This window comes from Pseudomonas sp. LjRoot71 (assembly GCF_964253255.1).
Taxonomy (GTDB): domain Bacteria; phylum Pseudomonadota; class Gammaproteobacteria; order Pseudomonadales; family Pseudomonadaceae; genus Aquipseudomonas.
In genome coordinates this window covers 3276318-3301166 of sequence record NZ_CAXURA020000001.1, presented here as the reverse complement: position 1 = coordinate 3301166, position 24849 = coordinate 3276318, and the positions used below count along the sequence as shown (strand labels likewise).

General features: G+C 62.3%; 22 protein-coding genes. 13 read left to right on the top strand and 9 right to left on the bottom strand.

Features of this window, described 5'->3' with window-relative positions:
- Positions 1 to 62: 62 nt before the first annotated feature.
- The 4 genes from nhaC to rlmF all read left to right on the top strand — a co-directional run bounded on the left by nhaC (position 63) and on the right by rlmF (position 4480).
- Positions 63 to 1526: a Na+/H+ antiporter NhaC gene (gene nhaC, locus ACSQ17_RS15445; RefSeq protein WP_436069533.1), complete on the top strand. Its 1464-nt coding sequence runs from the start codon at positions 63 to 65 to the stop codon at positions 1524 to 1526.
- A gap of 144 nt (positions 1527 to 1670) precedes the next feature.
- Positions 1671 to 3038: a sodium:proton antiporter NhaD gene (nhaD, locus tag ACSQ17_RS15440; protein ID WP_436069532.1), complete on the top strand. Its 1368-nt coding sequence runs from the start codon at positions 1671 to 1673 to the stop codon at positions 3036 to 3038.
- Between the two features lie 48 nt (positions 3039 to 3086).
- Positions 3087 to 3383, top strand: coding sequence for a winged helix-turn-helix domain-containing protein (locus ACSQ17_RS15435; RefSeq protein WP_436069531.1), 297 nt, complete (start codon positions 3087 to 3089; stop codon positions 3381 to 3383).
- Positions 3384 to 3460: 77 nt separating this feature from the next.
- Positions 3461 to 4480: a 23S rRNA (adenine(1618)-N(6))-methyltransferase RlmF gene (rlmF, locus tag ACSQ17_RS15430; RefSeq protein WP_436069530.1), complete on the top strand. Its 1020-nt coding sequence runs from the start codon at positions 3461 to 3463 to the stop codon at positions 4478 to 4480.
- A gap of 4 nt (positions 4481 to 4484) precedes the next feature.
- Here the strand turns inward: rlmF and ACSQ17_RS15425 are convergent, their stop codons facing one another.
- Both ACSQ17_RS15425 and ACSQ17_RS15420 read right to left on the bottom strand, forming a co-directional pair.
- A complete protein-coding gene (locus ACSQ17_RS15425) occupies positions 4485 to 5723 on the bottom strand; it encodes an SLC13 family permease (RefSeq protein WP_436069529.1) in 1239 nt (412 codons plus the stop codon).
- A gap of 132 nt (positions 5724 to 5855) precedes the next feature.
- Positions 5856 to 7223, bottom strand: coding sequence for a choice-of-anchor I domain-containing protein (locus ACSQ17_RS15420; RefSeq protein WP_436069528.1), 1368 nt, complete (start codon positions 7221 to 7223; stop codon positions 5856 to 5858).
- Positions 7224 to 7438: 215 nt separating this feature from the next.
- Here ACSQ17_RS15420 and ACSQ17_RS15415 point away from each other — a divergent pair, with 215 nt between their 5' ends.
- Both ACSQ17_RS15415 and ACSQ17_RS15410 read left to right on the top strand, forming a co-directional pair.
- On the top strand, positions 7439 to 8236 hold the full coding sequence (locus ACSQ17_RS15415; protein WP_233683906.1) for a substrate-binding periplasmic protein: 798 nt from the start codon (positions 7439 to 7441) through the stop codon (positions 8234 to 8236).
- Positions 8237 to 8363: 127 nt separating this feature from the next.
- Positions 8364 to 9506, top strand: a complete 1143-nt coding sequence (locus ACSQ17_RS15410; RefSeq protein ID WP_436069527.1) for an ABC transporter substrate-binding protein — start codon at positions 8364 to 8366, stop codon at positions 9504 to 9506.
- Positions 9507 to 9522: 16 nt separating this feature from the next.
- Here the strand turns inward: ACSQ17_RS15410 and ACSQ17_RS15405 are convergent, their stop codons facing one another.
- From ACSQ17_RS15405 to ACSQ17_RS15390, 4 genes are all read right to left on the bottom strand, one after another.
- Positions 9523 to 10308 carry a substrate-binding periplasmic protein gene (locus ACSQ17_RS15405; RefSeq protein ID WP_436069526.1) on the bottom strand — a complete coding sequence of 262 codons (786 nt, stop codon included), beginning with the start codon at positions 10306 to 10308 and terminating at the stop codon, positions 9523 to 9525.
- Between the two features lie 111 nt (positions 10309 to 10419).
- A complete protein-coding gene (locus ACSQ17_RS15400) occupies positions 10420 to 13854 on the bottom strand; it encodes an SbcC/MukB-like Walker B domain-containing protein (protein ID WP_436069525.1) in 3435 nt (1144 codons plus the stop codon).
- Positions 13851 to 15071 carry an exonuclease subunit SbcD gene (sbcD, locus tag ACSQ17_RS15395; protein ID WP_436070497.1) on the bottom strand — a complete coding sequence of 407 codons (1221 nt, stop codon included), beginning with the start codon at positions 15069 to 15071 and terminating at the stop codon, positions 13851 to 13853. The genes ACSQ17_RS15400 and sbcD overlap by 4 nt, the downstream gene beginning before the upstream one ends.
- 8 nt (positions 15072 to 15079) lie before the next feature.
- Positions 15080 to 15499 carry an Lrp/AsnC family transcriptional regulator gene (locus ACSQ17_RS15390; RefSeq protein ID WP_436069524.1) on the bottom strand — a complete coding sequence of 140 codons (420 nt, stop codon included), beginning with the start codon at positions 15497 to 15499 and terminating at the stop codon, positions 15080 to 15082.
- A gap of 128 nt (positions 15500 to 15627) precedes the next feature.
- Between ACSQ17_RS15390 and yjeH the strand changes: the two genes are divergently transcribed.
- The 5 genes from yjeH to ACSQ17_RS15365 all read left to right on the top strand — a co-directional run bounded on the left by yjeH (position 15628) and on the right by ACSQ17_RS15365 (position 20603).
- Positions 15628 to 16905, top strand: a complete 1278-nt coding sequence (gene yjeH / locus ACSQ17_RS15385) for an L-methionine/branched-chain amino acid transporter (protein ID WP_436069523.1) — start codon at positions 15628 to 15630, stop codon at positions 16903 to 16905.
- 133 nt (positions 16906 to 17038) lie between these two features.
- Positions 17039 to 18373, top strand: coding sequence for a TAXI family TRAP transporter solute-binding subunit (locus tag ACSQ17_RS15380; protein ID WP_233683899.1), 1335 nt, complete (start codon positions 17039 to 17041; stop codon positions 18371 to 18373).
- A 36-nt stretch (positions 18374 to 18409) separates the two neighbouring features.
- The gene (gene yejK, locus ACSQ17_RS15375) at positions 18410 to 19417 is read left to right on the top strand and encodes a nucleoid-associated protein YejK (RefSeq protein WP_436069522.1); all 1008 of its coding nucleotides are present in this window, start codon (positions 18410 to 18412) and stop codon (positions 19415 to 19417) included.
- Positions 19418 to 19419: 2 nt separating this feature from the next.
- Positions 19420 to 20238, top strand: coding sequence for a polyphosphate kinase 2 family protein (locus ACSQ17_RS15370; protein WP_436069521.1), 819 nt, complete (start codon positions 19420 to 19422; stop codon positions 20236 to 20238).
- A gap of 47 nt (positions 20239 to 20285) precedes the next feature.
- Complete coding sequence (locus ACSQ17_RS15365) at positions 20286 to 20603, top strand: glutaredoxin family protein (protein WP_436069520.1); 318 nt, start codon at positions 20286 to 20288, stop codon at positions 20601 to 20603.
- 33 nt (positions 20604 to 20636) lie between these two features.
- On the opposite strand, the gene ACSQ17_RS15360 is transcribed toward ACSQ17_RS15365, so the two are convergent.
- The 3 genes from ACSQ17_RS15360 to ACSQ17_RS15350 form a co-directional block, all read right to left on the bottom strand.
- Positions 20637 to 21572 carry a glutathione S-transferase family protein gene (locus ACSQ17_RS15360; RefSeq protein WP_436069519.1) on the bottom strand — a complete coding sequence of 312 codons (936 nt, stop codon included), beginning with the start codon at positions 21570 to 21572 and terminating at the stop codon, positions 20637 to 20639.
- 66 nt (positions 21573 to 21638) lie between these two features.
- Positions 21639 to 21956 carry a GIY-YIG nuclease family protein gene (locus ACSQ17_RS15355; RefSeq protein WP_436069518.1) on the bottom strand — a complete coding sequence of 106 codons (318 nt, stop codon included), beginning with the start codon at positions 21954 to 21956 and terminating at the stop codon, positions 21639 to 21641.
- 38 nt (positions 21957 to 21994) lie between these two features.
- Entirely contained in the window at positions 21995 to 22465 is a 471-nt protein-coding gene (locus ACSQ17_RS15350; protein ID WP_436069517.1) for a nuclear transport factor 2 family protein, read from the bottom strand.
- Between the two features lie 119 nt (positions 22466 to 22584).
- Here ACSQ17_RS15350 and ACSQ17_RS15345 point away from each other — a divergent pair, with 119 nt between their 5' ends.
- Entirely contained in the window at positions 22585 to 23532 is a 948-nt protein-coding gene (locus tag ACSQ17_RS15345; RefSeq protein ID WP_436070496.1) for a GlxA family transcriptional regulator, read from the top strand.
- A gap of 84 nt (positions 23533 to 23616) precedes the next feature.
- A complete protein-coding gene (locus ACSQ17_RS15340; RefSeq protein WP_436069516.1) occupies positions 23617 to 24801 on the top strand; it encodes an NAD(P)/FAD-dependent oxidoreductase in 1185 nt (394 codons plus the stop codon).
- Positions 24802 to 24849: the final 48 nt, after the last annotated feature.

Sequence of the window (24849 nt, the reverse complement as noted above, 5' to 3'; positions counted from 1 at the left end):
TTTTTTCTGGGGGTACGCTTTATCCAGCCCCCCCCCAATGCCATTGATCGACCGGTACACCCATGACTGATGCACGCTCCCCTTCCCTGCTCGATGCCCTGCTGCCAATTGGCGTGCTGGTGCTGCTACTGGGCCTTTCGGTTTACCTGTATGGCGACAGTTCCTCCAGTGGGCCGAACCAGATCGCGCTGATGAGTGCGGCCTTTGTCGCCGGGCTGATCGGCCTGAAAAACGGCCTGCAATGGACGCAGATCGAAGAAGGCATCCTCGCCGGCATCCATATGGCGATGAAGGCCAACCTGATCCTGCTAGCGGTTGGCGCGCTGATTGGCACCTGGATTCTCGCCGGCACCGTACCGACCATGATCTGGCTGGGCCTCAAGCTGATCTCGGCAGAATACTTCTACGTCACCAGCTGCCTGATCTGCGCCCTCACTGCGCTGTCCATCGGCAGCTCCTGGACCGTGGCCGGCACCCTGGGCATCGGCCTGATGGGCGTGGCCGCCGGCCTGGGCCTGGACCCGGCGATTACTGCCGGGGCGATCATTTCCGGGGCCTACTTTGGCGACAAGCTCTCGCCGCTGTCGGACACAACCAACCTGGCACCTGCGGCGGCCGGGGCCGAGCTGTTTGCGCATATCCGCCTGATGCTGCGCACCACAGTGCCAGCACTGGGTATCGCCCTGGTGCTGTTCTTTATCCTTGGCCAGCAGGCCAGTGCCAGCCATGACACCGCACGCATCGCCGAGGTGCTGCGGGCGCTGGAAAGCCAGTTCAGCCTGGGCTGGCACCTGCTGCTGCCGGTGGCGTTTCTACTGCTGCTCGCGGTACGCCAGTGGGCGGCCTTCCCTGCGGTATTTGTCGCCGCGCTGCTGGGCGGGGTATTCGCCGTGGTGTTCCAGCCCGAGGTCATGGCGCGCCTGGCCGATCCGGCCGCCGGCAGCCTGGCCCCACTGAAAACCGTGTGGACCGCGCTGTTCGCCGGTTACACATCGAGCAGCGGCAACCCGGCGCTGGACGGTCTGCTGTCCAAGGGCGGTATGGCCAGCATGCTCACCACCGTGTGGCTGATCATCTGCGCCATGTGCTTTGGCGGTGTGCTGGAAAAACTCGGCCTGCTGCAACGTCTGCTGCAAAGTACCCTGCACCTGGCAAAAAGCACCAGCCGCCTGATCGCCAGCACCATTGCCACCACCATCGGCACCAATATCATCACCGCCGACCAATACATCGCCCTGGTGCTACCGGGCCGCATGTACCGCGCCGAGTATGAAAAACGTGGGCTGGCTCCGGTCAACCTGTCGCGCGCCCTGGAAGACGGCGGCACCCTGACCTCGGTACTGGTGCCGTGGAACACCTGCGGCGCCTATATGGCCGCGACCCTCGGCGTGGCGACCCTGAGTTACCTGCCGTACTGCTTCTTCAACCTGCTGATGCCGCTGCTGGCCATCTGCCTGGCGTTTATCTTCCCGCCGCAGGCCGTGGTGCCGACCGATGCTGCGTCCGGCAAACTGGCGCAGGCGTAATGCCAGCGCCACCCGGTCATGACTAAGCTATGAGCGCATGAATTCCCCTCCCAATTGCTGCGCAATTCAGGCATCTTCACCGAGGCCGAAAAGCCCGCGGCACCGCCTATTCAATAACAAAGCCCGGCCTATGGAACCCCCACCATGTATGCGTTGATGGCATTGATCTTCGTCTTCGGTTACCTGTGCATCGCCCTCGAACACCCGCTGAAAATCGACAAGGCTGCTTCGGCGCTGCTCACTGCGGTGATCTGCTGGACACTGCTGGTACTGGGCGCAGACAGCATTCTGCCGCTGCTCGATGCAGGCACCGCCGCCAATAGCCAGCACGTCACCGAAGAGCTGCGCCATCACCTCGGCGAGATCTCCGAGATTCTGTTCTTTCTGCTGGGCGCGATGACCATCGTCGAGCTGATCGACGCCCACGAGGGCTTCAAGGTCATCACCGACCGTATCCGCAGCAACAAGCGCATCACCCTGCTCTGGCTGATCGGCTTTATCACCTTCTTCCTCTCGTCGGTGCTGGACAATCTGACCACCACCATCGTCATGGTCTCGCTGCTGCGCAAACTGGTGGCCGATCAGAAGGAGCGCTGGTTCTACGTCGGCATCGTGGTGATCGCCGCCAACGCCGGTGGTGCCTGGTCACCAATTGGCGACGTGACCACCACCATGCTGTGGATCGGCAACCAGATCACGGCCAGCGGCATCATCACCGAGCTGTTTGTGCCCAGTCTGGTCTGCCTGCTGGTGCCACTGTGCGTTCTCAGCCTGAGCATGAAAGGCGAATACGCGCGCCCCGAGGTGCATGAAACGGAAGAAGAACGCCGCAACCCAACCACCCCATTCGAACGCAAGCTGGTGTTCACACTTGGCATCGCCACCCTGCTATTCGTCCCGGTGTTCAAGACCCTGACCCACCTGCCGCCGTATATGGGCATCCTGTTCGGCCTGGGCGTGCTCTGGGTGATTACCGAAATCCTCCACCGCGGCAAGAACGATGAAGACAAGCACCCGCTCTCGGTCGTCGGCGTACTGCGCAAGATCGACACCACCAGCGTGCTGTTCTTCCTCGGCATCCTACTGGCCGTTTCCAGCCTGGCCACTGCCGGTCACCTGACCCAGGTCGCCAGTGCCCTGAAGGACAGCCTGGGCAACGTCTACACGATCAATATCGCCATCGGCCTGCTGTCTTCGGTGGTGGATAACGTGCCGCTGGTGGCAGGGGCGATGAAGATGTATCCGCTGGTCAGCGCCGATACCCTGGCCGCTGCCGGCAGCGAGGCCGGCTGGCTGAGCAACTTCGTCGTCGACGGCACCTTCTGGGAACTGCTCGCTTACTGCGCCGGCACCGGCGGCAGCTGCCTGATCATTGGCTCGGCCGCCGGAGTGGCTGCCATGGGCATGGAGAAGATCAACTTTATCTGGTACCTGAAGAAGATCAGCCTGTTGGCCTTCCTTGGTTATATCTCCGGGGCCGCGACCTATATCGCGATTGCCACCCTGAGCTGACCGGCAACCAGCCCCTACGCCGCACCGCCAAGCACCGGAGCCTGCCCTATGGAAATCAGTAAAACCCGCAGCAGTTTCTATCGCCGCCTGTATGTTGCCTGGCTGATCGACAGTGGCAGTGCCACCACGGTGCCGGCGCTGATGAGCGCCACCGGCATGCCCCGGCGCACCGCCCAGGACACCCTCACCGCCCTGGCTGAGCTGGATATCGACTGCGCCTTCGCGCAAGAAACGGGCGAGCGCAACAATGCCGGACGCTATCTGATCCGCGACTGGGGGCCGATCAATGCACAGTGGATTGCCGCCAATCTGGCGCAGATCAAGGGCGTGCTCGGTTACCCCTAACCGGCCGCCGGGGTTTTATCGCGGACAAGGAGCAAGTGTGGGAAAATCCCGCGCCCCCAGTCCGCGATCCGCACACCATGTCCCTGCCACTCAAACGCCCCAGCCGTAAACCCGTCGCCAAGCCCAGCCAGCCGCAGGCCAGCAAGCCCGACGCAGCCAAGGGCCAGTTGCACCCGCGCAATCGCCATCAGGGCCGTTATGACTTTCCCGCGCTGATCAAGGCCAGCCCGGAGCTGGCCGCCTTTGTGATCATCAATCCCTATGGCAAGGAGAGCATCGACTTCGCCAACCCGGCGGCGGTCAAGGTGTTCAACCGCGCCCTGCTCAAGCAGTTCTACGGCATTGCGCATTGGGATATTCCGGCGGACTACCTGTGCCCACCGATCCCCGGGCGCGCCGATTACCTGCACTACCTGGCCGACCTGCTGGCTAGTGGTAATGGCGGCGAAATCCCGCGCGGGGCCAAGGTGCGTGCGCTGGATATTGGCGTGGGGGCCAACTGCATCTACCCACTGCTGGGCCACCGCGAATACGCCTGGCAGTTTCTCGGTGCGGACATCGCCGCCAGCGCCATTGCTTCGGCCAAAACCATCGTGCAAGCCAATCCGGGCTTGAGCGAGGCGATTGAACTGCGCCAGCAACGCGACAGCACGCATATCTTCCACGGATTGCTACAGAACGATGAGCGCTTCGACCTGACCCTGTGCAACCCGCCCTTCCACGCCAGCGCGGAAGAAGCCAGCAGCGGCAGCAAACGTAAGTGGCGCAACCTCGGCAAGCTTGACCCCAAGCGCAAACTGCCGGTGCTGAACTTCGGCGGCCAGGCCGCAGAGTTGTGGTGCAAGGGCGGCGAAGCGGCGTTTGTCAGCCAGTTGATCAGGGAAAGTGTCGCGGTAGGCCAGCAGGTGCTGTGGTTCAGCAGCCTGATTTCCAAGGCCGGCAACCTGCCGGGCGTCTACAGCGCGCTGAAAAAAGCCGGCGCGCTGCAGGTACAAACCGTGGAAATGGCCCAGGGCCAGAAGCAGAGCCGCTTTGTCGCTTGGACGTTCCAGACGATGGAGCAGCAGCAGGCCTGGCGGCAGAACCGCTGGAAATAACGGCCTACCAGGGCAGCCAGCCGCCCAACGCCAGCCACAACCCAGCCACGCCCATGCTGAGCAAGGTCACCGGCACGCCGCTACGAGCAAAGTCGACAAACCCCAGCGGCACGCCCTGGCGCCGTGCACTTTCCGCCACGATCAGATTGACCACACTGCCGATCAGCAGCAGGTTGCCGGCCAGCGTCGACATGATCGCCAGGCCAACCAGCAAAGACTCGCTGGCCTCCGGCAAAACGCCCAGCAGCAACATCACATAGGGCACATTGCCAATCAGGTTACCCGCCAGCAGCGACAGGCTCGCCAGGGTAATCACCCCATGCGGCAGCAAACCCAGATCTGCCAACTGGCTGGCCGCAGCCGACACCTGCGGCAGGCCCATCGCCGCACCAGTGACCACAAACAGCCCAGCAAACAGCAGCAGCAGGTTCCAGTCGACCTTCTGCACATAGTCGCGGCTGTCCACACGCCGCGACACCATCACCAACACCGCGATCAACAGGGCGGAAATCTCCCGCGGCAGGCTGGTGGAAAACAGCCCGAGCAGCACCAGGCTGGCCAGCAACGGCTTGAGGTAACTGCGCACGCCGTAGATATGCTGCACTGGGGTTTCTGCCTGCACCGCCGGTTTGGCCGTGCCCCAGCGCTTGCGCCATTGCAGCCAGATCACCGCGTAGGTGATGGCCAGTGCGGCCAGCGCAGGTGGCCCGGCGATAAAGGTGTAAGACCAGAAGTCCAGGCCACCGGCCTGACCGATCAAGATGTTCTGCGGGTTACCGATCAGGCTGGCACTGGAGCCGGCATTACACGACAGCGCCAGGGCCAGAAGAAACGGCCGGGGGGCGAGGCCACGGGCCAGCAGGCTGTGGCACAACAGCGGCGTCAGGGCAAAGGCGACGATGTCATTGACCAGCAATGCCGACAGCACCCCGCCCAGCAACACCACGCCCAGCAGCAGCAGCGCCGGCTGCTCGGCAGAGTGACTGAGTTGCTGGTTAAGCCAGGCGTACACGCCAGAGAAGTCGAACTGCGCACTGATCAGCATCAGCGCCAGCAGCAGCAACAGCGCCCCGGCATCCAGATGACCGGCCGCTTCGCCAGGCGTCTGCGCACCGCTGAACAGCAGCAATATCGCCGCGCAGCCGGCAATCCAGCTGCGATCAACGCGCAAGCCACGGATGCCCCCTGCGGCCATGCCCAGGTAGGTCAATACGAACAGAATTGAAACGACCCAAACGGTCATGCGCTGCCATCCCCTGTTACCGCGCGATTGCGCTGCAGCACTCTAAAGGGGTGGAAGCTGTCGGGGAACCGGGCGACAGAGAAAAAAGCGCCAGCCAGGCGCACGGCATGTGCACCTGGCCGACCAGTCGACTTACTTGAGCAGTTCGAGCAGCGCGACGTTGCCGCTCTTCTCCAGGCCGGTGACCAGGAAATGTCGACCATCGCGTTCAACATAGGCCAGGCCTTCTGGGGCGAGGTTGCCCGAACCCGCGCCTTCACCAGCGCCGATCACCTGCAACACCTCGGGTTTGGCAGGCTGGTCGAGGTCAATCAGGGCCAGAGCATCGGCGCGCTCCAGGGTCGCCACCGCCAGGCGCTTGCCGAAGGCATCGAAGCTGATCACCCCTTCCGGCTCACTGCCCTTGTTCGGGCTGCGCGCATCCGGGTAAACGCCGGCCTGAGCGGCCCTATCATCCAGCTGGCTGCCGGTATCGCCGAGCAGCTTGCCGCTCATGGCATCAAACACGCTGACCGTGCGGCCGCCGCCGCTGGGCAGGCCGGCCTTGGTCTTGGCGATTTTCGGGTCGGTGTCGCCTTCATCGGCGCTGATCAGGTAACGGCCATCGGCACTCACCGCCAGGGCATCCGGCTCGCGCAAGGCGAATACTTCGGCGCTCGGGTCATATTTGTCGTCATCGACGATATCTGCCGCATGGCGCACGGTGCCCAGGCCAAACACCTTGTCCAGTTTGCCTTGCAGCACATCGACCACGGCAATTGCGTTGTTTTCCTGCAGGCTGACATAAGCCCGCGCACCGTCCGGGCTGAAAGCCACGTATTCCGGCTCGATATGCTCAGGGCTGGTGCCGAAGGGAATCTTCAGTTCTTCGCCATCAATGACGCGTTCCACCAGCCGCTGGTGCTCGGCCTGGGTCGCCCCCTCGACACCGGCAAGGTCAGGCAGGCTGATCAGGCTGTGTTTGGCCTCAGCCACACCCGCGCGCAGGTCGATCAGGCTGATGGAGCCCTCACCGCTGCGAAACCCTTCGCCGTCACGCACATAGCCTTCGCCCTCGTTGGCCACCACAACAAAGTCACCCTTGGGCGAAAACGCCAGGCTGTCAGGCCAGATGCCGATTTCCACGGAGTTGAGCAAGGTGCCATCGGCCGCCGCACGGAACTCAACGCGGCCGTTGCTCAGCCCGTCGCGGTCACGGATGCACACGGCAAACAGGTCTTTGCTGGGGTGGAAGATTGCCGAGGTAATCTCCCCCGCGTCTTTTGCCACCAGGGTGTGCCGGGCAATACGCTCAAGCCCCTTGGCCGGGTCCAGTTGCAGGATATCCACCAGCCCTTCGGCGCTGTTGGAGACAATCACGCGCATACTCGAGGCCTGCACGTTGACGATCTCGGTGCCGGCCGCAAAGCCACTCTGGTAAAGCGCCAGGGGTTTCAACTCAAGAGCCGAGGCCAAGGGAGCCAGGACAAAAAGCGCACACAACGTAGGGATTCGCAGCACAGCAACTATCCTTATGCAAAGATCAGGGAATTGAACAAATCCGCAGCAGTCTTCACGCTGAAGGTGACGCCTTGATGAACGATTCATGGCAGTTGCCGCGATTTGCCGCTGCGGCCCATGGCTCAGCCAGGGGATGCCTGGGCACCCGCCACAGTGGTATTACTGCCTGTTGAACACACCGCCATAGCCAGCGCATCAACCACAGAGGGGTCGCAATGAAGTGGAAAAACCTGTTCGTCGCAGTGTGCCTGCTGCTGGGGCTACCCGCGCAGGCCAGCGAACAGCCGGAACTGAAGATCAGCGTCGGCGACTGGCCGCCCTACCTGGCAAGCAACCTGAAACACAACGGCGTGGTGGCCCACCTGATCAGTGACCTGCTGGCCGATGAGGGGTATCGCGTCAGCTTCCAGTTTCTGCCCTGGCCACGCGCCTATTCAGCGGCGGCGGCTGGGCGCTTCGATGCCACGGCCGTGTGGATGCACAAAGCCGAACGCGAGGCGGATTTCCTGTTCAGCGCGCCGCTGCTGGATGAACAGTTCGTGTTCTTCCACCTGAAAAGCCTGCCCTTCGACTGGCAGCAATTTGACGACCTCACCGGCATGACCCTCGGCGGCGGCCTGGAATACAGCTATGGCCCGCAGTTCGATGCCTTTCTCGCCGAGGGCAAGGTGAAGATCGAGCGCGTCTCCAGTGACCAGCAGAACTTCGAGAAACTACTCAAGGAACGGGTGGTGCTTTATCCGCAAGAGATGAACGTCGGTTATGCCGCGCTGCGCAGCTACTTCAGCCCGGCCGATCAGGCGCGTATTACCCATCACCCCAAGCCGCTGCTGGTCAACCGCAGCTACCTGATGTTGCCGAAAAGCCTGGAAGGCAGCCCGGCCCTACTCGAACGCTTTAATAAACGTCTGCAGCTCTATCGCGAGACGGGGCGCTACCAGCGCTATTTTGACGACCTGCAGCAGGGTTACTACCAACCAGAGCCGACCACCAACACCTCTGGCGCGAACTAGCGGCAATCTATATGGACAACCGATTCCTGCCCCCAGAGGTGATCATGTTCCCGATGTACCCGGCACCTGATACCCACCCAGCCACCGCAACCAGCGGCAACGGCCACAGTGCTCAAGGAAACCACGGATGATGCTTCGCCAGTGGCTTTACGGCCTCATGCTCAGCAGCCTGCTAATGCCCTTTAGCGCCGTAGCGGAAGACGGGGTAAGCGCGACGGAAATCCGCGTCGGCATGGTTAACGCTCAAAGCGGCCCCGCCGCCGACCTTGGCCTGGGCATATACCACGGCGCCCTCGGCTATTTTCAAAGGGTCAATGCCGCAGGCGGTGTGCACGGCCGCAAGCTGCTGTTGATCAGCAAAGATGATGGCTACGAGCCTGCCCGTACGGCCGCGCAAACCCGCCTGCTGGTAAAGGCCCATGAAGTGTTTGCCCTGCTTGGCTATGTCGGCACGCCTACATCCAGAGCCGCCCTGCCGATTGCCCTGCAAGGCCAGGTGCCTTATCTGTTTCCCTTTACCGGCGCAGAGTTTTTACGCACCCCGGCCAAACCCGGGGTATTCAACATTCGCGCCTCCTATATCGAGGAAACCGAGCAACTGGTCGAACACGCCTTCCAGGACCTCGGCATCCAGCGCATCGCCCTCCTGATGCAGGACGACTCCTTTGGCGAAGCGATCAAGGGCGGCCTGAGCGGGGCGCTGTTCAAGCGCGGCTTGCAGATCGACGCGCAAGCGCGCATCCAGCGCAACTCGCTGGATGTGGCCGACGCCATCGACACCCTGCGCAGCACCCAGCCGCAGGCGGTGTTCTTTGTCGGCACTTACCGGCAACTTACTGCTGCAATCAAGCAGGCCAAGGCCGTCGGCCTGAACACGCGCTTTCTCACCGTATCCTTTATCGGTACCGAAGGCTTTATCCGCGAAGCCGGCAGCGATGCCGATGGCGTCTACATCAGCCAGGTCGTCCCCTCGCCGCAGGACACCTCATTGGCCCTGGTGCAGGCCTACCGCACTGACGTAAACCCGCTGTACCTGGGCCATGCATCGCTGGAGGGGTATATCGGTGCGATGGTCTTCGTTCAGGCGCTACGCGATGCGGGCACCGCGCCAACCCGTGAGAAATTTGTCGAAGCACTGGAACACATCAACACTGACCTCGGCGGCTTCAAGGTGAGCTTCTCCCGCGCCGACCATCAGGGCTCTGAGGCGGTGTACCTGACGCGTATCGAAAACGGCCAGGCGGTGACCGTCGACAAGATGCGCGACTAACCCGACGGGCGCGTCATTAGGGTTGTGGCCGTGCGAGGAATGCCTGCACCTGCTGCTGATAGGTCGGCGATTCACGTTGCCGTTCGATCTCATCCCAGAGTGCAGCCGCCTGCTCTGGGTTGCTGGCCACGTAGCCGTTAGACAACATCAGGTAGTAGGCCTTGTCCTCCAGCGGTAACTCGATCTTCTCCAGCTTCGCGGCCAGGTCCGGGTTGGCCTGCAAGACAAAATCACCGCGCAGGCTTTGCAGGGCGGCGGCCTCAATGCGCTTGTGGCTGAGCATGCGCAGCAGTGCCAGCGGGTCGCGGTTGGTTTCATCGACCTCGGCGCCCTGGGCGCGGATAAAATCGACAATCGAAAAACCGCTCAACGAACCGATACGCCCTTGCAACTGACGAAACTCCTGGCCATTCCAACTGACCGCACTGCCCTTGCGCCGGTACAGGGAATAGATTGAGGTGTGCAGGCGCTTGCGCTCATCCAGACGACCATCAGCGTCCAGCGGATAACGCCCCAGGCCCAAGCGCTCGGCCTTGAAACTGGCAGCAAAGGCCCCGTCATAGGTGCCTTGGGCCAGGCCGGCCAGGCAACGTTTCCAGGGCATAGCGACGAAGGTGAATTGCCCGTGCAGGGCCTGCTCAACCAGGCGCAGCAGTTGCAGATTGAGCCCGCTGCCGTCCTCCATGACCCAGGGGTAGGAATCCTGATCCTCGTAACACAGGTTCAACACCGGGCCTTCGCGCGGAGCAGCCAGAACATTGAGCGCCAGACAACACAACAGACCACACAATGCCTTGATCAAAGGTAATGCTCCACGACTCACCCAGCGGTAGATCCATAACTGACAACGGCGCTAACAGCGCACACTGCCGTCCAGTATAGGTAAGCATTGCGCAATCGCCCCTGGCGCAGATCAATCGTCGGCAAGATTGGCGGCAAAGCGGCGGTCCAGCGTGCTGTAACCCATGCCCACGGACTTGTGCACCTTCAGCTGCACCGGGATGCGCTCCTTGAGTGCAGCCACATGGCTGATCACGCCAATCATCTTGCCGCTGGCGTTGAGGTTATCCAGCGCGTCGAGGGCAATCTCCAGGGTTTCGCCATCCAGCGTGCCGAAGCCTTCATCGAGAAACAGCGAGTCGATGCTGGTCTTGTGGCTGACCAGATCGGACAGCGCCAAGGCCAGCGCCAGGCTGACCAGAAAGCTCTCGCCACCGGACAGGGTGCGGGTATCGCGCGCCGCATCGGCCTGCCAGGTGTCGAGCACTTCCAGTTCCAGCTCACCACTGCTGCGCCGCGCCAGCTGGTAGCGGCCATGCAGGCGTTCGAGCTGCTGATTGGCCAGGTAGACGAGATGATCGAGGGTCAGGCCCTGGGCAAACTTGCGGTATTTGGCACCATCGGCCGAGCCCACCAGGCTGTTGAGTTGCTGCCACAGATCGTATTCGTCCTGCTGGGTGCTGATCGCGGCAAACAGGCTTTGCTGGCCAAGCCGACGCTCATCATCGCCCTGCAGCTGAGCGCGGATTTCGCCCTGGCGCTCGCTCAGGGCTTTGAGCTGGGCGTTAAAGGCGAGCAGCTGTTCGTCCAGTTGCGCCAGGCTGAGCGTGGTGGCCGGGCGGGCCTGCAGAGTCTCAAGCTGCTGCGTGGCGGCACTGGCCAAGGCCTGGGCATCACTCAGGGCTTTGTCCAGACGTTGACGCAGGTGCTGCAAGGCGGTGCGCTGCGGCTCATCCAGCAGGGCTGCCAGATACTCGGCCTCGGCGCTGAACGGGCTAACCGTCAACGCTGCCAACCATTGCTGTTCAGCCTGTTGCAGCCGCGTCTGATCATCCTGCAAACGACTGGCCATCGCCTGGCGACTGCCGAGCAATTGCTGTTGCCGGCGCTGGGCTTCGTCCAGCTGCGCCTGCGCCTGTTGCAAAGCGGCCTGCGCATCGACAGGACTGGCCAGGGCGGCAGGCTCACTCAGAGCCAACGCGGCCCAACGCTGCTGCCACAACTGGGCCTGCTGCGCTGCCTGGGTAAGACGATGTTCCTGCTCGCTGACTTGACCCTGCAACGCCAGGCTTTGCTGCTGGTGCTGCTGCCAACGCTGCCACTCAGTCTGGCGCTCGGCCAGCCAGGCACTGGCATCCTCCGGCAGTTGATAACCAAACCCCGCCAGGGCCTGTCTCAGGCGTTCACTGCGCTCATGCGCCAGGTCCAATAACTGCTGCAAACGCAGCTGATCGTGCGCGCTACGCGCCTGGTGCTGCTGCAATTGCTGACCATCAAGTGCCTGCTGCTGTTCCAGCGCGCTGCAGCGCTGTTGCAAGGCGAAGCGCTCGTGCTGACACTGCTCCAGGCTGTGGTTGAGCTGTTGCAGCTGTTCCAGTTGCTGTTGCACGTGCAGCAGTTCACCACGCTGCTGCGCCTGCTGTGCCGCCAGCCCGCTGGCGTCGGCCAGTGGGTTTGGCAGCTGTGCGCTCAACGCCTGCCAACGCTCGCCCTGCTCGGCCTGGGCTTGCCGACCACGCTCAAGCTGCTGCTGGTGTTGCTCCAGCCGCGCGGCAAGTTTCTCCAGCTCGCCCGCCAGTTGCCGGCCTTGCTCGGTCAGCGCCTCCAGTTCGGTGCGCTTGCTGCTGAGCAACGCTTTGGTCGCCGAGATGTCCAGCGCCTGGTAGGCACGGATGGCCGGGTGCGATTCAGAGCCACACAGCGGGCAGGCCTCACCGGGTTGCAGCTGCGCGCGATGGGCTTCCAGGGCCTGAATGCGCTGTTCCTGCTCCAGCAGTTTTTCCTGGGCCTGCACCTGTTGCTGCAGGTCCTTGTAACGCAGGCGCAACTGCGCCACCTCGACATCCTTGGCCCGATGCTGCTCACGCAGCAGGGTCAGGGCGCCAGTCAATTGGGTTTGCTCGTCCGTCAGGCGTTGCTGAGCCACCGCCAGTTCACTCAACTGAGTCAGCACACCCCCCTGGATATGCAGCTGCTGCCAGTGCTCGCGCAAGGCGGCCTCACTGCGTCCGGCCAGCAGCACCTGCTGTTGCTGCTGCACAGTACTTTCCTGTTCGCGTGCCTGCTGCAGGCGGCTCTGCTCGGCGCTGAGCTGTGCGCTGTGCTGATCCAGCTGGGCCTGCAAGGTGACGATGCTGTCGTGCAGCTGCTGCTGACTGCGTTGCAGCTGGGCGATCTCCTCGGCCAGTTGCTGGCGTGCCTTCAGTTGCTCGTCCCAGCTGCCCAACTGCTCGCCCAACTGCCCATGCTGCGGCTGCGCGGCCAGGTGCTGCTGCACCTCTTGCAGACGCTCGGCCAGTAACTGGCGCTGCAGCTGGCACTCGGCAAGCAACAACGCGCTGTACTCACGTGCTTGCCAGCCATGCGCGGTGAGCGCCTGCTCAACCTGATGCAGCTCGCTGGCATTGTCCTGCAAGCCCTGCTCAGTGCGGTTCAGGCTCTGGCGGACCTGTTGCCAATCCTGGTGCAGCGGCTGCAAACGCAGCGCCGGCTCACTGGCGGCCAGTTGCGCCAGCTGCGGCTGGGCCACGCGCATATCATCCTGCGCCTGCTGCACGGCCTGCTGGCTGGTGTGTGCCTGAGCCTGAGCGTTGCTCAGTTCTTCACACCAACGGCGCTGGCGCTGCAACTCGGTTTGCTGCGCATCGAGCGCGGCCTGTTCAACCGTCAGTTGCGCAGCCTGCGTCTGCAACGCGCTGCGCTGCTCGTCGCTGAGCAACTCCACGCCCTCTGCCTTGGCACGCAGCTGGTCGAGAGCAACTTTGACCTCACGGGTCCGCTCGAACACCCGCTGGGAAATCTGCCCGTAGATGTCGGTGCCAGTCAGCTCTTCCAGCAGCTCGGCGCGCTGGTTAGCGTTGGCTTCAAGAAAGGCGGCAAAACCGCCCTGAGCCAGCAGCATGGATTTGGTGAAGCGCTCGAAATCCAGGCCGGTCAGGCGTTCGGTTTCGCGCAGCTTCTCATTGATCTTGTCAGTGATGATCTGCCCATCGGCAGCCGCCAGCTCGACCTTGGGTGCCTGCAGCGCACCATCGGCTTTGTCACGGGCCCGACGCTGGCTCCAGAACGCGCGATAGGCAACGCCCTTGACCTCGAATTCGACCTCAGCCAGGCAGTCGGCAGTGTGTCGGCTCATCAGTTCATTGGCACTCGCCGACACCGTGCTCATGCGCGGCGTACGGTGGTACAGCGCCAGGCAGATGGCGTCGAGCAGCGTGGTCTTGCCTGCGCCGGTCGGCCCGGTGATGGCGAACAGGCCGTTGTCCTTGAACGGCTCGGCGGTGAAATCGATCTTCCACTCACCTTTGAGTGAATTGAGATTTTTCAGGCGCAGACTAAGGATCTTCATACCTCGCCCTCGCGCAGCTCACTGACCACCTGCTGATACAGCCCCAGTAGGCGCGCTTGTTCGCCTTCATCCAGGCTTTCGCTGCTCAGGCGTTGAGTAAACACGTCTTCCACGCTCAGTTCATCCAGGGTTTCCCTGGCCTGGCCCTGCAGGCTGGCACTGGCATTGCCGCGCTCACGGCGGATACGCAGCACTTCCACCGGCAGCCCCTCGCACAGCGCGGCGATACGCTGTTGCAAGTCGCTCAGGTAATCGTCGGTGCCGACCATTACCTCCAGCCAGACCGGCTGCTCGGCGCTGCCCTGCTGCGCTGCCTGTTTGATCTGGGCTTCCAGCTCTTTTAATGAGCCACGCAGCGACAGCAGCGGCTGGAAACACGGCACCGGCAGCGCAGTGATCTGGTGCAGGCCGCCGCCATCGAACTCAACCAGCAGCACTTCCTTCTGCTGTTTGGCTTCATCAAAACTCAGCGGGATGGGCGAGCCGCAATAGCGGATATGTTCCAGACCGCCGACTTTCTGCGGCCGGTGGATATGTCCCAGGGCGATATAAGCGGCGGGCGGAAAGGCGCTGGCGGGAAAGGCCTCCAGGCTGCCAACATAGATCTCACGCACCGAATCGCTGGCGCTCGCGCCGACGGTGGTCAGGTGGCCCGTGGCAATAATCGGCAGATCGCCGCCCAGCTCGGCGCGTTTGGCTTCGGCCAGGGCATAGAGGTGCTGATAGTGCTGGGCGATGGCCTGCTGCAATGACTGCTGTTTGTCCTGCGCGCTTTGCCCGGCCTGGCTGAGCAACACATCGCGCGGGCGGATAAAGGGGATGCCGCAGAGAACCGCACCCGGCGTGCCGTCGCGGCAGTGCAGCACCAGCAGCTGTTCATCCAGTTGCTCGCAGACGCCAGGAATCACCCGCGTACCCAGTTGCGCCAGCAAGGTCTTGCTCTCGCCGAGCATGGCCACCGAATCATGGTTGCCGCCGAGCACCACCAACTCACAGCCGCTGGCGCGCAGCTCGACGATAAAACGGTTGTACTGCTCACGGGCGTAGCTGGGCGGCGCGCCGGTGTCGAAGATATCGCCGGCAATCAGCACGGCATCGATGGCCTGCTCACGCGCCTGATCGATTAGCCAGGCGCAGAACGCCTGATGTTCGGCCTGGCGGGTCTTACCCATAAAGTGCTGGCCAAGGTGCCAGTCGGAGGTGTGCAGAATGCGTATGGACTGAGTCAAAACTGCCAGTCCTTGACCACCATATGGGTCTTCACTTTCTGCATACCGGGGAAGTTTTCGATCTCGCCGCGAATCTCGCTCAGGCGTTGCATCGACGCGGCCTCGATGGACACCAGCATATCGGTCTCGCCGCTGATGCCGCTGCAACGGCGCACCTCCGGGTAGACGCGCATCAGCTCGACATAGTGCTCGCAGCGCCCGCCCTGATAGAACAGCTCCAGATAGGCCTTGATCGCCGCCTCGCCCGGCAGCACCACCTGGGCCTGATAACCACTGATAACGCCGGCCTGCTCCAACTGACGAATGCGCTCGCTGACCGCCGAGCGCGACAGGTTGACCTCGCGGGCGATCTGGCTGACGGGTAAGCGCGCATCGGCGCGCAACAGGGCAAGTATCTGTTGATCGAACTTATCCACTCGAGACTCTCGGAAAAGGCAACTTGACGGCCAAATGCGCCAAATCGTCGGTCAATGCCGACGCTTAGCCAGCAGCCTGTAACAGGCGGGCGATTTAACATGGCGAACGAAGCCGCAGAGCATACAACATGAGTCGTCTAAATCAGGAATTGGGCCTGCTGCAAGGCATTGGCCTGCTGAGCACTTCACTGCTGGGCACCGGGATTTTCGTGATCCCTGCGCTGGCTGCCACGGCAGCCGGTGAGGCCTCGCTGTGGGCCTGGATGCTGCTGATCGCCCTGGTACTGCCGGTGGCTTTTACCTTTGCTCAACTGGGTCGCCGCTTTCCCCATGCCGGCGGCGCGCCGCATCTGATTGGCCGGGCATTTGGTGCGCGCATGGAGCGCCTGAGCGCATTGCTGTTTCTTGCCGTGCTGCCGGTGGGTTTACCGGCGGCGCTGAATATCGCCAGCGGCTTCTGGCAGGCGCTGTTCGATCTCAGTCGTGGCCAGGCCCTGGCGATTCAACTGGCGACCCTGGCCGCCATGTTGCTGCTCGGCCAGCGCCCGGCCAAGGCCAGCGGGATGATTCAGGGCGTGATTGCCGTGGCGATTATCGCCACCATTGCGCTGATCTGGTGGGTCGGTGAGCTGCCCGTCAGCAGCCAGCCGCTGCTGCCTGAGATCAGTGGTTCCTGGCATCTGCTGCCGGCAGCGCTGGGGGTGATGTTCTGGTGTTTTGTCGGCATCGAGGCCTTTACCCATATGGGCGAAGAATTCAAAAACCCTGAACGCGACTTCCCGTTGGCCTTGCTATTTGGCGTGCTGCTGGCCGGCCTGGTGTACTGGGCCTGTTCGGTCGCCGTGCTAAGCCTGCATAGCTACGGCGATGTGCAGACCGATGCCGCATCCTTGCCACGCATGCTCGACCTGCTGCTGGGCGACCATGCGCGCTGGATCGCCGCGACGGTGGGCTACCTGGCCTGCTTTGCCTCGATGAACGTCTATATGCAGGGCTTTGCCCGACTGATCTGGAGCCTGGCCGACGAGGGCAAGTTGCCGACCAGCCTGGCCCAGCGCAACAGACACGGCGTCCCGGCCCGCGCACTGCTGCTGGTAATTCTGAGCTGCGCCTTGTGTGCCAGCCTGGCTCAGCTGCTCGACCTGACGGTGGACGACCTGATCCGCTACGCCAATGGCAACTTCGTGGTGATCTACCTGCTCAGCATGGCCGCCGGCGTGGTGCTGTTGCGCGGTATCTGGCGAGTGCTGGCGGGTTTTAGCGCACTGCTGTGCGGCCTGGTGCTGCTGATGCTGGGAATCGATGCTGGCTATGCCCTGGGCTTGCTGCTGGTACTTGGGTTGTTGGAGCGCTGGCGCGAGCAGCGCAGCACAGGCTTAACACACCAGAAGACCCAGGGCTTCTAGGATCAGCTTGACGATTTCGCGAGCTAGGGCCTGTTTTTAACGCCGCAGGCCGACGCGTAGCAGATCGCAAGCGGGCATTTAGCTGGCCAGTCATTGCGGCTATCCTCAGCTCAGGTAATGACAAGGACTGACCATGCGCCGCATTTTCCATGACCTGAAAATCCTCATCCTCACCAACCTGTGGATCGTGCCGGTGCTGGCCGGGCTGGTTGGCGCGCTGTTCTACTTCGCCGCCCCGCCACCGCCGATGCACGCACGCATGGCTACGGGCGCTGTAGGCGGTGGCTACCATGCGTTCGGCGAGCGCCTGCAAGCCGAGTTGGCCTTGCAGGGCTTCACCCTGGAGCTGATACAAAGCGCAGGTTCACAGGACAACCTGAGCAAACTCGACAGTGGCGAGGTGGAACTGGCCCTGGTGCAGAGCGGCCAGGAACTGACCCTGACGGATGAGCAACGCAACAAACTGGCTGGCCTGGGCGTGATGTACCGTGAGCCGCTGTGGCTGTTTCTCGGCAACAAGGTCAAGTTCGAGCGCCTGAGCGATCTGATGAAACTGCGCCTGGCCATCGGCGCCGCCAACAGCGGCACCCAGGCCGTGACGGCAGCCCTGTTTGCCGCCAACCGCATCGAACCGGCGCAGTATCCGCAAAGCTGGCAAGCATTGGGCGGCAGCAAGGCCGCCGATGCACTGATCGCCGGTGAACTGGACGCAGCCTTCTTCGTCGGCCCGGCGGAAAATGCGCTGATCCAGCGCCTAGCGGCCGAGTCCAAGGTGCAGCTGGTCAGCCTGCGCCGCACCGAAGCCTACCTGGCCCGCCTGCCCTACCTGAGCCGTTTGCAAGTCGGCGAAGGCATGCTCAACATGCAGCACAACACCCCGGACCGCGACATCGTCACCCTCGGCCCAGTCGCCACGCTGGTGGCCGGCGAGGAATTCCACCCATCACTCACCCCGCTGATTCTTGAAGCGGCGAAAACCGTGCTGAAAAATGGCAGCCTGCTCGACCCGGCCGGCAGCTATCCGGCCAAGCCGCCGCTGTCACTCAATACCCTGAGCGAAGCCGAGTACTACTACGATAAGGGCCTGCCCATCCTGCAGCGCTACTTGCCGTTCCGCATTGCCTCTCTGGCTGACCGCTACATCATCCTGGCCATTCCGCTGCTGGTACTGCTGTTCCCGCTGTTCAAGGCCATCGGCCCGATCTACCAATGGCGCATCCGCGCACGGATCTACCGCTGGTACAAACACCTGCGCGAAATCGATCAGCAGCTCTACAAAGGCAGCCTACCCAGCGACCTGGACGCCGAAATCGCTCGCCTAGAACGTCTGGAAGACGAACTGGCGCGGGTCGAGGTACCGCTGTCCTACTCCAGCGAGCTGTATGAGCTGCATATGCATCTGCGTTACATGATCGAACGGCTGATCGCATACAAGCGGCGCACGACGCTCGAACAGCAGGTCGGGTAACATGCGCGCTTTCCGTTTACGCACCACGAGGCCGCTATGCCGATCCGCCACTGCATCGTCCATCTGATCGACAAGAAGCCCGATGGCACACCCGCCGTGCTGCATGCCCGGGATACCGAGCTGACTGCATCGCAGGCCATTGAGAACATGCTCGCCGACCTCAACGAGAGCTATAACGCCAAGCAGGGCAAAGCCTGGGGTTTTTTCCACGAGGAATCCGGGGCGTACCCGTTCAGCGGATGGCTCAAGCGCTACCTGGATAACGAACAGGATTTCACCGCCTTTAGCCGCCAGGCGGTGGAACAACTGCAGAAGCTGATGGAAGAATCCAACCTGTCCACTGGCGGCCATGTGCTGTTTGCCCATTACCAGCAAGGCATGACCGATTACCTGGCCATCGCCCTGTTGCACCATAGCGAAGGCGTGGCAGTGAACGAGGCGCTGGATGTGACCGCCGCCAAACACCTGGATTTGAGCCAGCTGCACCTGGCGGCGCGAATCAACATCTCCGAGTGGCGTAACAACGCCCACTCCAAGCAGTACATCTCCTTTATCAAGGGCAAGAATGGCAAAAAGGTCTCGGAATACTTCCGCGACTTTATCGGCTGCCAGGAAGGCGTCGATGGCCCCGGCGAAACCCGCACCCTGCTGAAAGCCTTCAGTGACTTCGTGGAAAGCGAAGACCTGCCGGAAGAACAGGCCCGCGAGAAGACCAAGACCTTGGTCAGCTATGCCGCAAACCAGGCCAAACAAGGCGAGCCCATCACCCTCGACGAACTCTCCGGACTGATCGACGAAGAACGGCCCAAGGCCTTCTATGAGCACATCCGCAACAAGGATTACGGCATGGCCCCGGAGTTTCCGGCGGACAAACGCACCCTCAGCCAGTTCCAGCGTTTTACCGGGCGCGCCGAAGGCCTGTCGATCAGCTTCGAAGCGCACCTGCTGGGCTCGAAGATCGAGTATGACGAAAGCACCGACACCCTGGTGATCCGTAACCTGCCTACGCAGCTCACCGATCAGCTCAAGCGCCGCAAAAACTAAGCATGAGCCGCCTGCCGGATAGCCTGCTGGATGCCTGCTGCTGTGATCCGGCAGCGCCCTTTGCCCAGGATCCGGCGCGCGATTTCGGCCTGGATAAGCAGGCGGCGCAGCTAGCCCTGGCTGAACTACGCCCCTGGCTCAACCAGCAACAGCGCATGCTCTGGGCCAATAGGCGGAATGCCCTGCTGCTGATCCTGCAAGGCACCGATTGCTCCGGTAAGGATGGCGTGATTCGCCGGGTGATCAGCAGCTTCGATCCCCAGGGTCTGCGCATCCACAGTTTTCAGAAGCCCGATGCCTGCGAACAGCGCCATGACTTTCTCTGGCGCTATCAACGGCGCTTGCCGGGGCTGGGCCTGCTCGGGGTATTCAACCGCAGTTACTACGAAGGGCTGATCAGCGATCCGCTGGATGGCCTGTGCAGTGCTGCCGAACTGCCTGCGCGCCAGCTGGCGATTCACGCCTTCGAGGCGCAGCTGATCAGCCAGTCGATTCAACCGCTCAAATGCTTTTTGCAGCTATCCAGAGATGAACAAAAGCGTCGCCTGCAGGAGCGTGTTGAACAACCGCATAAACGCTGGAAACTACACAGCAGCGACCTGCAGTCCTACCGCGAATTCGACCTCCGCCAACAGCGCTGGGCCGAGCAACTTGCAGCCAGCCACAGCGACGCAGCACCCTGGTATGTAATTCCGGCGGAACATCGCTGGCTGCGCGACTGGCTGGTGGCAAGCCTGCTGGCCCGCGAGCTGGAGGGGCTAAAACTGGATTGGCCGGATACCCCGCCGCCGTTCAGTCTGGAAGACTTGCAGCGCAGCTAGCACACGGTTCACCAGACCATCGACACAAGCAGGCAAAGGAACGCCCCATGAAGAAAGTCATTCTGCTGCTTAGCGCCCTGGCGCTCTTCCAACACTGGGACACGGTGCAACGCTGGTTGCAACCGCCCCTGGCCAATCGACCAGGCGAAGTGGTGTTGTATGCCACGCAATGGTGCGGCTACTGCGCGAAAACCCGCGAGCAACTGGCGCAAGACCAGATTGCCTACCGGGAAATCGATATCGAGAAAGACCCCGCCGGCCAGGCGACCTTCAAGGCCCTGGGTGGGCGCGGCGTGCCCTTGCTGGATATCAAGGGCACGCTGATTCACGGTTACGATCCGCAGGCGATGCGCGCTGCCTACTGAAAAGCCAGCGCGCAGTAGGTCGTAACCTGGTGCTTACAGCGCCTTGATGGCAAAACCGAGTCGCGGGAAGTGCACATGCACCGTCCCCGCACGCGGATCTTCACGACGAAGGATAAGCTCTTCGCTGCCGCTGAACACCAGTTCACCCTCAACCGCATCCACACCGTAATCAATGGCAGAAATCGCCACCTGCTGACCAATAGCAAAACCGTTGGGATCAGCCAACGCGGCCGCCGGCAGAGCCGCTGGAGTGGCTTCACGGGCCACCTCGATGGCATCTGCAGCGCTCATTTCACTGAATGAGCCGTGACCGAAGTCCAACGCCCGCGCCAACCAGGCCGCCACGTCCGGGTAGGCATCAACCAGCGGCGCTGTCACCGGGGTGCCGCGCAGGAACCACAACGGGTGAGCCATGGCGATATCGGCCAGCGACGGCTCGCCAAACAGGAAATCACCCGGCTCGCGGGCCAGCTGTTGCTGTAGGCGCGTCATCAGCGTGGGCCACTGATGCTTGGCCACTTCAAGCGGGATGCGTGTCGCAAGGCCGCCGTTGAACAGCGTCGAGCGGTCAGCGATAAAGGTCTTGAGAAACTCTGGCGGTAGTTTGCCGAAACGCGCCGCGATGGATTCTGGCTGGAACACCAAGCTCACCGCATGCAGGAAGACCTGGGAGTCGGCCCACTGGGCGAAGCAGGCAACGTTAAATTCCTGGCCCTCGGGGAACAGCGCCGGGGTGGCTTTTTCGGCTTCCAGGCGACGGGCGATCAGCGCGGTATCGCAGTAGATATCCGCGCCCACCTGCAGCACTGGTGTCTTGCGGTAGCCACCAGTCAGGGCCGTCAAATCCGGCTTGGGCATGATCGGTGGGATCATCACCGAGCGCCAGGACAGCTGCTTGAAACCGAGCATCAGCCGCGCCTTCTCGGCAAAGGGCGAGGTCGGGTAATGGTGCAGGATCAACTCGTGCATGGCAGGCTCCGCAAGGGGTCAGGTAAACCAGCAGCTTAACCGCGCAGGCAGCAGCGGCCTACCCGCTTAGGCTGATGGTGCGTTATCAGTCGCAACGATAACAGCAGCGGCGACCAGGGTTTCCTTGGCCGCCTTGCTCAGGGCCTTTACCGCGCGTTCCCGGCGCAGCGCCGCGCCTTTGCCGGCACAGGGTTCGATATACACCAAAGCCTGGGCCGGGCTCACGTGGAAAAAGCGCGCGCCCTTACCGCTCTGGTGCTTGGCAAAGCGTTTGTGTGGATCATCGCTGATGCCGCAGTACAACGCGCCATTGGCCGCACGCACCAGATAAACGAACCAGGGCTTGTCGGCTGCGGAACTTGCAACAGGAGTCGCGTCAGGCATAACGAAGGCAGGTCAACAGGCAGAGAAGGCCGCCGAGCTTAACGACTCTTCTGAAAAGCTGCTAAGCCTTTACCGGCCTGCTGGCGAATGGCGTTCTGCACAAAGGGTGTCCAGCCCAGCAACAGGCCCTTGATACCCAGCGCCTGACCGGCCCAGCGCCACAGATCGAAATGGTCGCGGTGCTCAACGATCTTGCCGTCACGGAAGCGGAAGTTGGCTTCGATGTGGTTGACCACCTGATTGCCGGTCTGGCTGAACGTGTAAGTGGCAATCCAGCGCGCCTTGCCTGAGTGCTCATCGGCGGCCACGCCATCAAATGTCAGGGAAAAACCCTGGGCCTTGGCACAAAGCATGCGCCACATATCACCAGCCGCCGCACCACGCAGATCGGTAAACACCGGGTCACTGAACTGAACATCCGCGCTGTAACAGCTGGCCATGGCCTCGGCATCCAGCTGCTGGAAGGCTTGGTAAAAACGGGTGATCAGGGCGGCGTTGGGGTGAGTCATCGGGCGAACTCCGGTAGTGGACGTGCGAGCAGTATTGTCGCTAAACCGCCATCGCGCGATTGGCGCAAAAGACAACTTTGTGTCAATAATCGCCAAAAGCCATCACATCTGAGCACGTCATATTGAAGATTGCCCTGTATGTCTGCCCGCAAACCGTGTGTTCCAGCCTGAGCATGGCCATGGATGCGTTTGTCCTGGCCAACCGCCTGGCCGGACAACGGCTGTTTGAATTACAGCGCGTCAGCCTGGACGGCAACGCGGTTGATCTGGGCTTTGCGCAGATCCAGGTCGATGGCGATCTGAGCCTGGCGGAAGAGGCCGACCTGATTCTGCTGGCTGCCAGCGGCAGCGCCATCGACACCACCCTGAGCGATAACGCCGCCCTGCTGCCCTGGCTGGCACAACGCGCGCCCACCCAACAACTGGCCAGCTTGTGTAGCAGCGCCTTTCTGCTGGCCGCTGCCGGCGTGCTCGACGGTCGCCGCGCCACCACGCACTGGGCGCTGGCCAGCCAGTTCCGCCAGCGCTTCCCGCAGGTCAATCTGCAGATTGAACAACTGGTCTGCGAAGATGGCCGCCTGCTCAGTTCCGGCGGGGCGCACGCAGGGCTTGATCTGTGTCTGCACCTGATCCGCCAGCATGCAGGTGACGCACTGGCGCAACAGGCGGCCAATACGTTGGTGTTCGACAGCCAGCGCGGCCAGCAGTCACGCTTTGCCCCGCTGCTGCCAGCGCCCAGCAATGATTGCCAGCTCGCGTCCGTGTTGCAGTGGCTGCACCGCCATCACAGCGAAGCCATCGACCTCAACCGTCTGGCCGTCCAGGCCAACTGCTCATCGCGCACTCTGCTGCGCCGTTTCAAGGCCAGCACCGGGCTGACCCCCAATGACTACCTGCAACGCGTGCGCATCAGCGCCGCGCAACGCGCCCTGCGCAGCCCGGCATCGCTGGAGCAGATCGCCGAACAGGTCGGTTATGCCGACCGCGCCACCTTTGCCAAGCTGTTCAAGCAACTCTGCGGAGAGAGCCCAGGGGCGTACCGTAAACGCTTGCGCCACGCGCACTGACTGGCGCAACTTGCAGAATGTTTGCCGCTCACCGGTGTGCCCCGCAAAATACCCAACCCTGTCTAGATCGGTATCGAGCGCCACATGTTAAGCCCAGCCAGTGAGCTGCAAAGCCCCAACAGCGAAGTGCCTGCAACAGATAGCCAACCGGTAGATTTCCTGATCATCGGTGCCGGTATCGCGGGTGCATCGACCGGCTACTTTCTGTCGCCTTTTGGCAAAACCATCGTGCTGGAGCGCGAGGCTCAGGCCGGTTATCACGCTACAGGGCGCTCGGCAGCGCTGTTCAGCGTGGCCTACGGTACGTCGCAGGTGCGCGCCCTGACAGCGGCCAGCCGAGCATTCTTTGCGGCGCCGCCGCCCGACTTTGCCGAGCAACCCTTGCTGACTCCGCGCGGTGAGTTGGTGGTGGACTTTGATGGCAACCCGGAGGAATTGCAGCGTCAGTTGGCCAGCGGCCTTCGGCATGTGCCGGACATGCGCCTGCTCAGCGCGGATGAAGCCTGTGCTTATGTTCCGGCACTGCGCCGCGAGCGAGTACACGGCGCCTTGCTTGACCCAAGCGCCGCCGACATCGACACCGACGCCCTGCACCAAGGCTACTTGCGCGGGATTCGGCAACAGGGTGGTGCTGTTCACACGCACAGCGAGGTATTGGCCATCCAGCATGATGGCGAACACTGGCACGTCAGGTGCCACAGCCGGCACTACCGCACCCGGGTATTGATCAATGCAGCTGGCGCCTGGTGTGACCAGATGGCCAGCATCGCCGGGGTATCGCCTATCGGGTTATGTCCCAAACGCCGCGCGGCGTTTACCTTTGACTGCGAACCGGAGTTCAACAGCCAGCATTGGCCTTTTGTAGTCAGCCTGGATGAGTCGTTCTACTTCAAGCCTGACGCCGGTCAGCTACTCGGCTCCCCCGCCAACGCGGATCCGGTCGAGCCGCATGACGTGCGCCCTGAAGAGCTGGACATTGCCCTGGGCATCCACCAGATCGAGCAATACACTCATTTGCGCATTCGCCGCCCGAATCACACTTGGGCCGGCCTGCGCAGTTTTGTTGCCGATGGCGATCTGGTGGCAGGCTTTGACCCACAGGCTGCGAATTTTTTCTGGGTGGCCGCACAAGGGGGTTATGGTATTCAGACCTCGCCCGCGATGGGCATGGCCTGTGCTGCACTGGCGCGCGGCGAACCCTTGCCCGAGCATCTGCGTCAGGCGGGTTTGACGCAAGCCATGCTGTCGCCTGCTCGCTTGCGCCAATAACCACAGGCTGACCCTTGCAACGTCTGCGCGACATTTAAGCCGCAGTTA

Coding starts and splice junctions, on each gene's coding strand:
- nhaC (WP_436069533.1), top strand. CDS start 63: ATGACTGATGCACGCTCCCCTTCCCTGCTCGATGCCCTGCTGCCAATT.
- nhaD (WP_436069532.1), top strand. CDS start 1,671: ATGTATGCGTTGATGGCATTGATCTTCGTCTTCGGTTACCTGTGCATC.
- ACSQ17_RS15435 (WP_436069531.1), top strand. CDS start 3,087: ATGGAAATCAGTAAAACCCGCAGCAGTTTCTATCGCCGCCTGTATGTT.
- rlmF (WP_436069530.1), top strand. CDS start 3,461: ATGTCCCTGCCACTCAAACGCCCCAGCCGTAAACCCGTCGCCAAGCCC.
- ACSQ17_RS15425 (WP_436069529.1), bottom strand. CDS start 5,723: ATGACCGTTTGGGTCGTTTCAATTCTGTTCGTATTGACCTACCTGGGC.
- ACSQ17_RS15415 (WP_233683906.1), top strand. CDS start 7,439: ATGAAGTGGAAAAACCTGTTCGTCGCAGTGTGCCTGCTGCTGGGGCTA.
- ACSQ17_RS15410 (WP_436069527.1), top strand. CDS start 8,364: ATGATGCTTCGCCAGTGGCTTTACGGCCTCATGCTCAGCAGCCTGCTA.
- ACSQ17_RS15400 (WP_436069525.1), bottom strand. CDS start 13,854: ATGAAGATCCTTAGTCTGCGCCTGAAAAATCTCAATTCACTCAAAGGT.
- yjeH (WP_436069523.1), top strand. CDS start 15,628: ATGAGTCGTCTAAATCAGGAATTGGGCCTGCTGCAAGGCATTGGCCTG.
- ACSQ17_RS15380 (WP_233683899.1), top strand. CDS start 17,039: ATGCGCCGCATTTTCCATGACCTGAAAATCCTCATCCTCACCAACCTG.
- yejK (WP_436069522.1), top strand. CDS start 18,410: ATGCCGATCCGCCACTGCATCGTCCATCTGATCGACAAGAAGCCCGAT.
- ACSQ17_RS15370 (WP_436069521.1), top strand. CDS start 19,420: ATGAGCCGCCTGCCGGATAGCCTGCTGGATGCCTGCTGCTGTGATCCG.
- ACSQ17_RS15365 (WP_436069520.1), top strand. CDS start 20,286: ATGAAGAAAGTCATTCTGCTGCTTAGCGCCCTGGCGCTCTTCCAACAC.
- ACSQ17_RS15360 (WP_436069519.1), bottom strand. CDS start 21,572: ATGCACGAGTTGATCCTGCACCATTACCCGACCTCGCCCTTTGCCGAG.
- ACSQ17_RS15355 (WP_436069518.1), bottom strand. CDS start 21,956: ATGCCTGACGCGACTCCTGTTGCAAGTTCCGCAGCCGACAAGCCCTGG.
- ACSQ17_RS15350 (WP_436069517.1), bottom strand. CDS start 22,465: ATGACTCACCCCAACGCCGCCCTGATCACCCGTTTTTACCAAGCCTTC.
- ACSQ17_RS15340 (WP_436069516.1), top strand. CDS start 23,617: ATGTTAAGCCCAGCCAGTGAGCTGCAAAGCCCCAACAGCGAAGTGCCT.